General features: G+C 46.4%; 14 protein-coding genes and 1 riboswitch. Of the genes, 7 read left to right on the top strand and 7 right to left on the bottom strand.

The window, feature by feature from the left end; translation table 11 throughout:
• The first annotated feature begins 21 nt into the window (after positions 1–21).
• The 5 genes from TTER_RS04295 to TTER_RS04275 all read left to right on the top strand — a co-directional run bounded on the left by TTER_RS04295 (position 22) and on the right by TTER_RS04275 (position 3,344).
• Complete coding sequence (locus TTER_RS04295) at positions 22–681, top strand: phosphoribosyltransferase (protein ID WP_012874806.1); 660 nt, start codon at positions 22–24, stop codon at positions 679–681.
• Between the two features lie 2 nt (positions 682–683).
• Positions 684–1,334 (top strand): dienelactone hydrolase family protein, encoded by a 651-nt coding sequence (locus TTER_RS04290; RefSeq protein WP_012874805.1) that lies wholly within the window; start codon positions 684–686, stop codon positions 1,332–1,334.
• A 90-nt stretch (positions 1,335–1,424) separates the two neighbouring features.
• Positions 1,425–2,315 (top strand): sialidase family protein, encoded by an 891-nt coding sequence (locus TTER_RS04285; protein WP_041424346.1) that lies wholly within the window; start codon positions 1,425–1,427, stop codon positions 2,313–2,315.
• Positions 2,303–2,923 (top strand): SCO family protein, encoded by a 621-nt coding sequence (locus tag TTER_RS04280; protein WP_012874803.1) that lies wholly within the window; start codon positions 2,303–2,305, stop codon positions 2,921–2,923. Before TTER_RS04285 ends, TTER_RS04280 begins: the two co-directional genes overlap by 13 nt.
• Before the next feature lie 58 nt (positions 2,924–2,981).
• Entirely contained in the window at positions 2,982–3,344 is a 363-nt protein-coding gene (locus tag TTER_RS04275) for a DUF2171 domain-containing protein (RefSeq protein ID WP_012874802.1), read from the top strand.
• Between the two features lie 36 nt (positions 3,345–3,380).
• Here the strand turns inward: TTER_RS04275 and TTER_RS04270 are convergent, their stop codons facing one another.
• On the bottom strand, positions 3,381–3,587 hold the full coding sequence (locus TTER_RS04270) for a hypothetical protein (RefSeq protein ID WP_012874801.1): 207 nt from the start codon (positions 3,585–3,587) through the stop codon (positions 3,381–3,383).
• A gap of 92 nt (positions 3,588–3,679) precedes the next feature.
• Between TTER_RS04270 and TTER_RS04265 the strand changes: the two genes are divergently transcribed.
• Both TTER_RS04265 and TTER_RS04260 read left to right on the top strand, forming a co-directional pair.
• A complete protein-coding gene (locus TTER_RS04265) occupies positions 3,680–4,546 on the top strand; it encodes an alpha/beta hydrolase (RefSeq protein WP_169302619.1) in 867 nt (288 codons plus the stop codon).
• 322 nt (positions 4,547–4,868) lie between these two features.
• Positions 4,869–5,828 carry an MBL fold metallo-hydrolase gene (locus tag TTER_RS04260; protein WP_012874798.1) on the top strand — a complete coding sequence of 320 codons (960 nt, stop codon included), beginning with the start codon at positions 4,869–4,871 and terminating at the stop codon, positions 5,826–5,828.
• A 1-nt stretch (position 5,829) separates the two neighbouring features.
• Here the strand turns inward: TTER_RS04260 and asd are convergent, their stop codons facing one another.
• The 6 genes from asd to otsB form a co-directional block, all read right to left on the bottom strand.
• Positions 5,830–6,885 (bottom strand): aspartate-semialdehyde dehydrogenase, encoded by a 1,056-nt coding sequence (gene asd, locus TTER_RS04255; RefSeq protein WP_012874797.1) that lies wholly within the window; start codon positions 6,883–6,885, stop codon positions 5,830–5,832.
• A 5-nt stretch (positions 6,886–6,890) separates the two neighbouring features.
• Positions 6,891–7,967, bottom strand: a complete 1,077-nt coding sequence (locus TTER_RS04250; protein WP_012874796.1) for a homoserine dehydrogenase family protein — start codon at positions 7,965–7,967, stop codon at positions 6,891–6,893.
• Positions 7,968–7,970: 3 nt separating this feature from the next.
• The gene (locus TTER_RS04245) at positions 7,971–9,377 is read right to left on the bottom strand and encodes an aspartate kinase (RefSeq protein ID WP_012874795.1); all 1,407 of its coding nucleotides are present in this window, start codon (positions 9,375–9,377) and stop codon (positions 7,971–7,973) included.
• A gap of 34 nt (positions 9,378–9,411) precedes the next feature.
• Positions 9,412–10,563, bottom strand: a complete 1,152-nt coding sequence (metX, locus tag TTER_RS04240; RefSeq protein WP_012874794.1) for a homoserine O-acetyltransferase MetX — start codon at positions 10,561–10,563, stop codon at positions 9,412–9,414.
• Between the two features lie 124 nt (positions 10,564–10,687).
• A riboswitch (SAM riboswitch) is annotated at positions 10,688–10,790 on the bottom strand.
• Between the two features lie 61 nt (positions 10,791–10,851).
• On the bottom strand, positions 10,852–11,805 hold the full coding sequence (locus TTER_RS04235; RefSeq protein ID WP_012874793.1) for an ornithine cyclodeaminase family protein: 954 nt from the start codon (positions 11,803–11,805) through the stop codon (positions 10,852–10,854).
• A 13-nt stretch (positions 11,806–11,818) separates the two neighbouring features.
• A complete protein-coding gene (otsB, locus tag TTER_RS04230; protein WP_012874792.1) occupies positions 11,819–12,622 on the bottom strand; it encodes a trehalose-phosphatase in 804 nt (267 codons plus the stop codon).
• Positions 12,623–12,624 lie beyond the last annotated feature (2 nt).

Below are 12,624 nucleotides of genomic sequence, written 5' to 3'. Positions count from 1 at the left end.
AATCCATCAGGGGAAAAGATCATGTTCAGAAACAGATCCGAAGCAGGCAGAAAGCTGGCCGAGAAGCTATCTCTATATAAAGGACAAGGGGATGTAGTAGTACTAGCACTACCAAGAGGAGGAGTGCCGGTAGGTTACGAGATAGCAACCTACCTGGGTGTCCCAATGGACGTGCTGGTAGCTCGCAAGCTAGGTGCCCCAGGGCAACCCGAACTAGGTATAGGAGCAATAGCACCAGGAGGTATAAGGGTTCTGGACGACCGATTGATAAGACTCCTTGGAGTTAGCAAAGAATATATAGAGAAAGTATCTCAAGAGGAAGCTCAAGAGCTACAAAGAAGGACACAGGAATATAGAGATGGGAGACCAGACATCCCTCTCGAAGGTAAGACTGTGATTATAGTAGATGATGGCCTAGCAACAGGCGTAACAGCTAGAGCAGCTGTGGAGTCAGTCAGGCGCAGAAATCCTAAGAAGATAATTCTGGCAATACCAGTATGCGCCTCACAGGCAATTCCATTCATGCGTAGTCTGGTAGACGAGCTAGTATGTTTACTAACCCCTTCGGAGCTTGGGGCAGTTGGCTTGTGGTACAGTGACTTCAGGCAGATATCGGATGAGGAGGTCAAACGTCTAATAGAATCGACCCAAGAACAGGCTCAAAGCAAGGGAGAGATGTAGCTGTGAACACCTTAGGTGAACAGGAGATAACCATATTAGCTGATAGCACCCAGCTTAAGGGTTTCCTATGTATACCTTCAGATCCACGAGGATTGGTTATATTCGCACATGGCACCGGTAGCAGCAGGTTTAGCCCCAGAAATAGATTTGTAGCCGAACGTCTAAATGCCGCAGGTTTAGCTACTATACTGATGGATCTACTTAGCTCTGAGGAAGAGGTTATAGATCTAAGAAGTAGCCAACTGAGATTCGATATCCCCAAACTCTCCAGTAGGGTTGAAGCCGCCCTGCATTGGGCAAATAACAGAGACGACCTGGTAGGACTCAACAAAGGATTATTTGGAGCAAGCACCGGCGCTGCAGCAGCCCTAATAACGGCAGCCAGAAACCCTGACGACATTGGAGCCGTCGTCTCAAGAGGAGGTAGACCAGATCTAGCGGAACCTTATCTCGAGCAAGTAAAAGCTGCAACTCTGCTGATAGTAGGGAGCCTAGATTACCCGGTTATAGAACTGAACAGAAGAGCATTTGATAAATTGAATTGTGCGAAAAGATTAGAGATAGTAGAAGGCGCTAGTCACCTATTTGAAGAGCCAGGCAAGTTAGAGGTAGTTGCAGATCTAGCCAGGGACTGGTTCCTAAGATACTTATAGCAATTCCACATTACTCAATACCTTTTTGCTCCAGATGCTACAATTTCCTGACGGATAATTTATGTCAGTCAGGGGTTTATAGATCAAGAGTTGAAAGTAAACACCAGATCTAAGATTCTTACCTCTCAACGTATTAAATTCATGCTCTATATAGGTATCACCGCCATACTAGGCGCTGTAGTTGGACTAGCCCTGGGTAACCTTATACTAGCAAGACAGCAGTCCTCAAAGCAGCAGGTAGTAGCCACCCATCACTTTGCCGTTGATGAACCTAGGGTAGTGGCTGTTTCCGATACAAATGTCTACTTCGGATTCGGGGGTGGGCTAATGATAAGCCAAGATGGCGGCAAGAACTGGGGGACACTGACATCTGAAATAGCAAACATTATAAGTATCTGCCCCTTACCAGACAATTCCATGTACTTCGCAACAAAGAAAAACATCTACTTCCTCGACAGCTCCCATAATCTGAGGTTAATCAAACCCCCAGCATCCGTATCAATTGAAGATATAGCTGCATCTCAAGATGGCAGGTACATATACATAGCGTCTTCGCAAGGAGGCATCTACGTAAGCAGTGACGAAGGGAATACTTGGCAAAAGACTGGAGCACCTCAAGGGAGTGAGGGTGGTATAACGAGCATAGCTATAGCCCCTCAAGATAGCAAGCAAATCTATGCTGGGGTAGCCTCTGAGATATGGGAAAGTAAAGATGGCGGGCACAGCTGGCAGCCAATTAGTAGTCCAGGTGGCGTAGTTATGGATATCAACTTACAACCAAATAGCAATATACTCTACGCTGGCACATCCGTTGGCCTCTGGAAACTAACCTCATCAGGTTGGCAAAAGATACCACTAACTACTAGTGGCCTCATCATCTCCGTAGCAGTAGGAGACCCAGAGTCAAACATGCTTGCGGTACTTGATCAACAAGGTAATGTCTACGTAAGCCGTGATGGAGGGCTGTCGTGGCAAAATTAGTCTCGAAAATCATATATCTAGCTATGCTATTATCGATACTTACAGTTTCGTGCACTAAACCACTGGCTCGAAATGATTCAGAACAGTATGCAGGGACAGAACTTTCTGGCAAGGCCCCTGATTTTAGCCTGATAGATCAGCACGGTAGACAAATGAGTCTATCTGACCTTCATGGGAAGATAGTGGTATTGTCATTCATGGACCCGCACTGTGCTGATATATGTATTCTAACTTCCCAGGATATTAAAAAGGCCTACCAAAACTTAGGAAGCTTGAGAGATCAAGTAGTATTTCTGGCAATAAACGTTAATCCTGAAGTATCTAGTAAGAAGGATATAAATAAAGCTATAAGGCAGTGGGGATTAGAGGAGATATCTAACTTCCACTTCTTGAATGGCAGCCCATCTACTCTAAGGACTGTTTGGAAGAATTACAATGTATTATCTGAGAAAAGCCAGAAATACGGTGGACAAATTATACATACCCCTGGGATATTCATCATAGATCAGCAAGGCAACAAGAGATGGTATGTATATACTCCCCTTGGTTGGCAAGGGCCAAATATGAGCGACCTTATGCTACAGCACATTAGAGGTTTAGCAAGTTAGTGGATTGACCCCTTCCAAGTTTTGGCTTATAAACTATAAAAATGCGCAGGAGAAGGAAATGGCAGATCCTACTACTTTCCATATGGTCAAGGAAGGCATGCAGGTCAAGACTTCTGATGGAACTACTCTTGGCAAGGTCAAGGCTGTGCACTTTGGTCAAGATATCACCGGGGAGCGGCATAGCATAGCCCAAGTAGGTATGAGAGAAACCGAAGACACTACGGAACTAAGCATAGATGAGAGAGAGGGAATACCTGATGCTGTAGTCGAGGTGGAAGGAAGCACTGGCAAGCCAACTTTGTACATTCCCCACCAGGCTGTGTATCAAGTAAATGAACAAACCATAACCCTATATGTGGACCTGAATGCAGTAGAGGCCAGCGACTGGACAAATCCTCCATCGTGGCTCTCTACAGTGTAACGCAACGTTTGCTAGGACTATTGTTCTCGGCTCTGACTAGCTCCCAAGGTTTCTATCTACTTTTACATCGTTATCCGACATTTCTTCCTCGGGAGGCTCTCCGCGCTCTGGAGTAGCATCGATATCAACATCTCCAGATCCGGTTAGTCCCGCATCAGCGTTGTCAGGTTGACCTGTGTCTGGAAGACTTTCATCAACAGGATTGGGTTCAGTATCAACAATGTTTGGGTCGGTGAGTGACATTCTATTTCCTCCTGATAAATTATTCTCCTAATAGAGAGCAAGAGCAGTGCCACAGTATGGTGATATAATCCTTACTAGGAATGGCTGGCAAAGTGGCTAAGATAAACATGCTCATAAGTGTGCCAATAGGGGCAACGGTCCTTATGACCTTGGGTGCCCGCCAGCTAGCAAGAAGAATGGTGGCACCATCCTCCTATGATCCTCGCACAATGACTCCCTGGGAGCTGGGAATTCCATTTGAAGACGTTGTCATTCAATCATCAGATGGGATACGGCTCAAAGGATGGTGGATCACACATCCCGAAGCTAAGAGGACGGTCATAACACTTGCTGGACATAGAAGGCCTAAGTCAGACTGCTTGGGAATAGCTGGCGCTCTTTGGCGTCATAAGATGAACATACTGATGTTTGATTATAGAGGTAGAGGTGATTCCGATCCCTATATAAACACTCTGGGCTATTATGAGACCCAAGATACATTGGCTGCTATCAATCTTGCATCTAAGAGGGCTCATCAGTTACCTGTAGCTCTTATTGGCTACTCAATGGGAGCCTCAATAGCAATAATGGCAGCAGCAAGAGATCAAAGAGTATCTGCAGTAATTGCTGATTCGCCCTTCGCCTCACAGAAAAAAGTTATCAGAAGATATTTCAGAAGCAAGACGGGCTTACCTGCATTTCCAATCGTAAACCTGGCAGAAAAGTTTTTGCCCTACGACATAGATGAAGTCGAACCTATTCGAGAGGTAAGGAAAATCTCTCCAAGAGCTATCATGCTCATCCATGGGGAATGTGATGATCTCTGTAGTCTAGAGGATTCTATTGCACTTTATGAAGCGGCTGGAGATCCAAAAGAGTTATGGGTCTTACCAAACGTGGGACACTGTGGCGCATATTTCCAGGATAGAGAGGCGTATGTTAACAGAGTAGTTGACTTCCTTGAAACGCATGCTTCCTGAGAGCAGAAAGGACCAGATTTTCTACTGGTCCTAATCTGACTGTTCACTGTTCCCGAAATACAGGAGATTATCTCTATCTTATGAAAGGAGCTACTTGTCCAGGAGAGGGCACACTACTTGGTGCAGGACCAGTATTGTGAGGCATTAAAAAAGTAATGTACACAGTTACCAAGAAAAGTAAGATCACGACTGCCAATACAAGATATCTAGCTGTGCGATCGTAGTAAGACAACGGTGTCCTCCTTACAAAGATACCGCATATATTCTACAGACTTCACCAATCAATAATAACACGCAACAATGAATGATGGAGGAAAAAACCTTGAGTCTCTGCAAGAGGTTGGACGAGAACCTATGGGTGATAGATTTGATGTTCAAAAATACGCCCAGGGCTATTGCCTCGTATCTACTAATTGGCAGCCAGGAGGCAGTATTGATAGAGTGCGGCCCTTCAACAACGCTTCACAACCTGCTTGAAGGCATTAGAGAGTTGGGGATAGCAAGAGACTTTATAAGCGGGGTGTTAGTCACACATATACACCTAGATCACGCAGGTAGTGCAGGACTGCTTCTACAGCATCTCCCAAATGCCAAGCTCTACGTTCACGAGATTGGTGCGCCTCATATGTCAAATCCTGAGCGGCTGCTTGCAAGTGCCAAGAGAGTATACGGAAATGCTATGGAAGATCTATGGGGAGAGGTGATACCCGTTGAAGAGAGCAGGATCGTTAGCCTAAAAGATAAAGACCAGCTGGTAATGGCAGATCGAACAATCGAAATTCTCTACACGCCTGGTCATGCTTCTCACCACGTAACCTATATAGATAGGCAGTCTAATACAGCCTTCACTGGCGATGTTGCTGGCGTCAGGCTGAACGAGATGAGTGCTCCACTGCCTCCCACCCCACCCCCAGATCTTGATCTCGAGAAATGGCGGACAAGCATCAAGACCATCAAGAGCTATAAACCCTCCAGACTCTACTTAACACATTTCGGAGAATTTCAAGATGTTGATCATCATCTTGATGAGCTAGAGAGATCTCTATTCGATTGGAGAGATTATCTGCTGGGCAAATTGGACAGCAAGAAGGAAGTAAATGTGCCAGAACTAGCCAGAGACCTGGAGGCATACGCACTAAGCAAGATTAACATGTCGCCATCCACAGACCCGCTTATAGCTGATACTCTAAGGCTTATCTCTGGCTATGAAATGGATGTACAAGGCTTCCTTCGATACTTTTATAAGCAAGGATACATTCAGGAAGTCAAAGCCACATACTAAGCTAGCAATATGTCGCATAGTAAAGCTCGGCGTTCAGAATTGAGCACCCAGCCGCGCCTATTATTGTGTTATGTGCTAAAGCTATGTACTTCCAATCGAGCACCTTACATGGTCGCAGCCGTCCTACCACAGTTCCCATACCTGAGAGGGTCATCACATCCTTTACAGGCTGAGGTCTATCATTCTCATGTTTGTATATAAGAGGTCTGGGAGGCAGTGACGGAAGGTTCATGCTCATGACGGGCGGTTGCCAGTTTTCCCATGCATCTAATATTTCCTGTTGGCTTACGGGTCTATCAAACTCGACAGAGATGGTAACGAGGTGGCCATCCTTCACAGGCACCCTATTAGTATGGGCGCTTATCGAGATATCAGCGTATCTGAAATCAGGCTTTTCCCAAACCCCTAGCATCTTTAGAGGCTCGGTTTCTACCTTCTCCTCCTCCCCAGAAATGTAAGGGATCACATTACCTAATATATCCAGGGAAGGTACTCCCGGATACCCCGCACCACTAACAGCTTGTAATGTAGTCACAATTATTTTCTTCACTCCGAACATCTCGTGCAATCTCTTCAGGGATATAACTACTGGAGTGGAGCTGCAATTTGGATTAGCTACTACGAACCCCTTCCAATCATACTGCTTACGTTGCTCCTCTATAGCACGAATATGGTCGTGGTTAACAAAGGGTATTATCAGGGGAACATAAGGGTCCATTCTAAGAGCACTAGCATTGGTGAACACCTTGTAACCCTTCTGTGCCAGCTGAGGTTCAACCTTCCTTGCCTCTTCAGAGGGGAGCGCCGAAAATAGCACTTCACAATCCATATTATTCATATTATTAAGGTCTATGGGTTCTATTACCATTTCAGAGATCCCAGATGGCAAATCTGTATCCATCTGCCATCTGACTACCTCACCGTACTTCTTTCCAGCTGTTCTATCAGAACCAAACAGCTGAACAACCTCAAACATCGGATGGTCTTGTAATAGTTGCAGGAATCGCTGTCCCACCATGCCAGCTGCACCTAGAACGCCAACCCCAATCTTAGACATCTACCTCACCTCATTAGATTAAGGAGATCACTGGCTATACCCATTGCCGTGCGTACAGGTCCAGCACCTGGACCTATGACCACGATAGGATTGTCCTTATAATTTCTTGTAGAGAAAACGAATACGTTATCAGGCCCCGAGACACTCCCAAACACGGTAGAAGCCGGCAAGCTTTCCAAACCAACAGTTACATCTCCGTCAACAGGAACACGAGCTACATACTTGACTACCTGCTTGCTTTGCGCAGCCTGTACAGACAGCTGCTCAAAGTATTGGTCATAATCTTCTATACGGCTCATGAATTCTTCTACCGATTCCTCGTAGCTCAGATCTGGAATGAAAGGACTCAACTTGATATCCGACATTTCGATCTGTCTGCCAAGTGACCTGGCTAGGATCAATGCTTTCCTGGCCACGTCCACACCAGACAGATCATCCCTAGGGTCTGGCTCAGTGTATCCGAGATTGACCGCTTCTCTTAAGGCTTCTGAAAAAGTGGTTCCCGATGAGATCTTCGAAGATATAAACCCGAGCGTACCGCTGAAAACTCCCTGGATGTAATCTATACTATCACCACAATCAAGAAGAGAACGCAAGGTACTTATGATCGGTAGACCAGCCCCCACCGTCGCCTCATACCATAAGTGGTCCGAGTAGCGTGCAAGCCTAGAATATTCACCGAGGCCAACCGCTAGGGGCTGCTTATTCGAAAGTAAGACATGCCAGCCAGCCTCTAGTGCTTTGAGAACTACAGGCAAGGTATGCTCACCAGAAGCACAGTCTATCATCACATTGAGGCCATAGTTAGGGAGAGATTCAACCACGTCCAGCGAATCATAAAACTGGTATTTCCCGAAATCGGCCAGTTTACTACCGCTAAGCTTATACGAAGCTATCTCCATCAACTCTTCAGAGGAAAAATAGGGAGAATAAGGAATGATGGCACCGCTGGAATCAGCTAGAGCAACATATCGGACTTCCCATCCGAGTCTCTCCCACTTGTGCTGATTCCCAATTATCAAATCAACAAGGGATTTGCCTACTTTACCCAGCCCCAACTGGAATATTCCAATGCTCTTCATAAGCTAACCTACAGGCTCCATGTTCCCTATGAATTCTTCGTGCATGCCCCTAACAGCCTCATCAAGCTGTTCGGAGTCAACAACGAACGAAAAGCTGGTTCCAGATGGAGCTTGAGCAAATCCGTGTACGCTGATACCCAGTTTCCCCAAAACTGTGAAGACCCTTGCACCTATACCAGAAGTCTCACCCAACCCCTCCCCAACACAAGAGAAGACTCCGAGATGGTCCTGCATGTCTATCCTTCTGATCTCCCCCCGTCGGATCTCGTCTGCAAACTCTATGGTCAGCTCACGTACTACCGCATTAGCTCTTTCGGTGGGTAGTACAAAGCTCAAGTTTTGCTCAGGAGAGGAAGCATTGGTCAGGAACGCATCTGTAGACAGACGCTCAAGTACATTCAAAGTCCTTCCAGCGACCCTGGGGCCACCAGGCCTTCCAGATCCCTCCACTGTGACTATACAGACATTCCTAGTGTAAGCTATGGATTTTACTGGTTGTCCAGTCCTCTCTCCCTCAGCTGTTATGATAGTCCCAGCAAAGCAGGGGTTAAAACTATTCAAAACCCTTATGGGGAAACCATGATCGATAGCAGGCAAAACCGTCCTGGGATGTATAACCTTGGCGCCGAAAAAGGAGAGCTCACGGGCTTCCGCGTACGAGAGGTGGCTTATAGGTCTTGCATTTGGCACGACCTTGGGGTCAGCCGTAAGCACTCCATCTGTATCTGTGTAGATCCAGACTTCGTCTGCATCCAGAACTGCCCCCAAGATAGTTGCAGTATAATCTGATCCTCCTCTACCTAAAGTGGTGGTAATACCTTCAACGGTCGATCCCGTAAATCCAGGCACTATTGGGACTATTCCCTTCTTTATCAAAGGAGGAATTAACTGCCTAGAGGCTGTGGCTGTCTGCTCCATCAAAGGCATAGCTTCACCAAAGTTATCATCCGTCTTTATTACGGCTTCTGCAGACAAAATCTCACTTGGTATACCCTGGGAGGTGAGTGTGGCATGAAGTAAGGTTGTCGATAGCTTCTCTCCATAAGATGCAACTAGGTCCCTGGATCTTGGGCTTGCCTCCTGTAACAAAGACAAAGCAGCGAGTATCCGTGCGAGGGTATCTATATACTCATCTATCTTGTGAACAACCTCTGGTCTAAGTGAGTCGTCCACGCAAAGTTGAGCTGCCGTATGATGCTTCTCTCTGAGGTCTCTTACTATTGTCGCCACAGTAGCATCATCTCTTCTAGCTGCGGCATTCGTCGCAACGACCAGAGAATCAGTCACGCCACTCATAGCGGACAGCACGACTACTGGCTTCCGATCCAGATTGGCTCTTATTATGTCCGCAACAGCTAATATACGTTGAGCGGACCCCACACTCGTCCCACCAAATTTAAGTATGAGCATGTACAAGCTCCCAGAAGCGAGAATTACGAACAGATCATTTTATCAGCTCACCATCACCCAGTGGCGAAGTTACGTAATGCGCCTCGTCACCCAGATTCTCCATATAAAGCGTAATTATGCGGGTCATTTGTTCCCATTCTTTAAGGAAAGCGTCGTGACCATGTATAGAATCCAGTTCCTCGTATACAGCATTTTTACCAAGATCTCTTAGCTGGTTAGCGAACGCCTTCACCTCATGGGGTGGATATAGCCAGTCGGTGCTTATGCCTACTAATAGGATATTTGCCCTTATCCTGTCGTAGGCCTCCAGTTCAGAATCAAAACCTTCGGAGGCATCATACAAGTCCATAGCCCGCGTGAGGTAGAGGTAGGAATTTGCATCGAACCTCTGAGTTAGCTTGTAACCTTGGTACTCCAAGTAGCCCTCGACATCAAACTTCTCTCCTAGTGGAGAATAGGTTGTAGGTCGGGTTGCAAGCTTCCTGCCAAATCTGATCCACATACCTTCGTAGCTTTGGTAGGTGATCATACCTACCATGCGTGCAACACTTAACCCCGCTACCGGACCTGGGGAAGGATAATACTTACCTCCCTTCCATTCCGGGTCTATCATAATTGCCTGGCGTCCAACAGCGTTGAAGCCTATCGACTGAGGACTCGTCTTGGGTAATGCGCCGAATATAAGCGCATTTTCCACCCAATCAGGGTATCTAATCACCCATTCTATTGCTTGCATACCTCCAATGGACCCACCCGTAACCGCTAACAGCTTGTTAATACCTAGAGCTTTGAGCAGCTCTACCTGCGCAGCTACCATATCTTGAATGGTTATTACCGGGAAGTCCATTGCATAGGGATAACCAGTCTCGGGATTAATAGAAGATGGACCAGTAGATCCCTGACACCCACCTATTACGTTGGAACATATAACAAAGTACCTATTAGTATCAAAGGCCCTGCCTGGTCCTATAAGGGGATCCCACCATCCACATTTATCTTCATCTTCGCTGTATTTACCTGCTGCATGAGAATCACCAGTAAGTGCATGCAGCACTAGTATGACATTATCACGCTCCGGAGAGAGCTCTCCCCAGGTCTCGTACGCGATAGTAACGGGGTATAGGCTCCCCCCTCTCCAAAGCTTCAGAGGTTCCGCTAAAGTGTAGAATTGTTTCCTGCTAATCAATACAGCAACACCTACCACTCAGTTATCTTTGTGAGGTGTGGTCTTGGCGAGGATAAAGACGAGGGCAAAAATAATCCCCTCGCTTTCGCAAGGGGTAACTTTTCATTTAGTGGTTCGCCGCTACCCCTTATCTTGCGAGTGACCTCGCCGGAATTGGCACCTGGCGCTCCTGGGCGCTGGTTGCCGGGCTTCACAGGGCCGTCTCCCTCCACCTCTCTTGATAAGGCCGGCGAAATTATTCAGTTGTTGGAAAGATATTATCACAGCCTATAAACTTCGTCAAGAATATCAGCTCAGCTCTATATCCTCTCCTATACCCTTCCTAATAGCCCTGAGGTAACACTCGTGAGCCATGATGACGTCCTCACTAGCTATGCCGTGAGACTTAAATAGCGTGATATCGGAAGCAGAAGTCCTAGGAGCAAATCTACGAGTAACTACATCCGATAACTCGAAGACTCGCTCCCACCAAAGAAGCCCCCTATCTATAGCAAGAGCAAGATCTCCACCTTCTATCTTTGCAGATTCAAGAGAGTCCACGACTACAGATGTACTTCTAAGCAACACCTCGATGTCGGCCTCGGCTTTACTTATCCAATTGGAGCCCACAAGATTAACATGCGCACCATCAGATAGATTACTTCCAAATAGGACGGGCTGCTGCGAGCTAGTAGCAGTCACTACAATGTCACACCCAGCGACTTCAGTTAAATCATTTATAGGTTGTATATCTAATCCAGTCCGATTACTCATACGCTGCGAAAAGTCTTTAGCCCTTTCATAGCTCCTAGAGAAAACCAACACACGTCTTAGATCTCTTACTTCAGCAATAGCTTCTAACTGGGTCTCAGCTTGATATCCAGCTCCTATTAGACCAAGAGTGCTGGCATCTTCTCGAGCCATATATTTAGTAGCTACACCAGTGGCTGCCCCCGTTCTAAGCTGGCCTAAACGATTTGCTTCGATCATTGCTAGCAACTCTGCTGAGGAGTTGTCATAGATCAATACCGTGAATCTCACGCCGTGGGGAGTAACAACGTAGGACTTGAGCCCTGACACGTTTCTAGCCGGCACAGACGCAAACATAACGTTGAGAGTTCCCTGGCCGGTGGCCACACGTCTACGAGGTTGTACGCTCGGTGTGTCCAGATGTTGGTAGCTGAAAAGCTCCTCCATGAGCTGTATGGAGTCTCTTATATCCAACAACTTATTTACATCATCTTCACGTAACAGCACGGTCATTAGAGGCAAACTCCTATTTGAGTGATGAATCTAACCATCTAAGAAACTCAGCAACTTGCCTTACTCCATCTAGTAACATATCAGCTTCTTCGAGCACAACTGGTGGTGTTTGCCCTGAGAGTACCGCTATGCTCATGAACACTATCTTGCCATTAGCAGCTAATCCTCTTAAAGACCTGACAGCATCAACATCCGTCACGTCATCTCCCATGAAGACACAGGACTTGAGATTATATCTTTCAGCTATCCTGATCGACGCAGTCCCCTTGTTAAGGTTTACTGGAGGTCTAAGCTCAAAATTCATCTTGCCTTCGGTCAGAATTAGTCCGTACTGTTCTGCAAGATCCGAAAGCTTTGCAAATATGACTCTTTTAGAATCATCTGGGTTTTCGGTTTGTCTATAGTGGATAGCAGCAGTAACCCCTTTATTCTCTATTAGCACTCCGGGGATCCTTATCTCAGACGAGAGCTTATCTAAAGCCTCATTCAGCTTATCTGTATAGGGTTTGACCTCTGGAGCGACCTCTATCCTGCCGTTTTCAGCCCACTCCATACCATGGTTGCCAACTACCAATAATTCGGATGTGCCAAGCATAGATATAGCTTTAGGGGCAGAACGGCCAGTCACTACCGCTACTACACTTAGTTTCTTAGCAAGTGAATTTAGCGACTGCTTGATTTCTTCGGTTACTACAGCTTCATCAGGATGTGCTACAAGCTCACTAATTGTGCCATCTATGTCTGTTATCAAACCTGAGGGCTTATTTCCTAGGATATCTAACGCTCTATTCCACTGATCGCGAACACTCCTAACCAAAG

The organism is Thermobaculum terrenum ATCC BAA-798 (assembly GCF_000025005.1).
In the GTDB taxonomy this organism is placed as follows: Bacteria; Chloroflexota; Chloroflexia; order Thermobaculales; family Thermobaculaceae; genus Thermobaculum; species Thermobaculum terrenum.
Note: the sequence above shows the minus strand (reverse complement) of the source record. Positions and strands in the feature narration are given on the sequence as shown.

Bases quoted from the DNA above. Each gene is read 5' to 3' on its own strand.
- TTER_RS04295 (WP_012874806.1), top strand. From the start codon at position 22: ATGTTCAGAAACAGATCCGAAGCAGGCAGAAAGCTGGCCGAGAAGCTA.
- TTER_RS04275 (WP_012874802.1), top strand. From the start codon at position 2,982: ATGGCAGATCCTACTACTTTCCATATGGTCAAGGAAGGCATGCAGGTC.
- TTER_RS04270 (WP_012874801.1), bottom strand. From the start codon at position 3,587: ATGTCACTCACCGACCCAAACATTGTTGATACTGAACCCAATCCTGTT.
- asd (WP_012874797.1), bottom strand. From the start codon at position 6,885: ATGTCTAAGATTGGGGTTGGCGTTCTAGGTGCAGCTGGCATGGTGGGA.
- TTER_RS04250 (WP_012874796.1), bottom strand. From the start codon at position 7,967: ATGAAGAGCATTGGAATATTCCAGTTGGGGCTGGGTAAAGTAGGCAAA.
- TTER_RS04245 (WP_012874795.1), bottom strand. From the start codon at position 9,377: ATGCTCATACTTAAATTTGGTGGGACGAGTGTGGGGTCCGCTCAACGT.
- TTER_RS04235 (WP_012874793.1), bottom strand. From the start codon at position 11,805: ATGACCGTGCTGTTACGTGAAGATGATGTAAATAAGTTGTTGGATATA.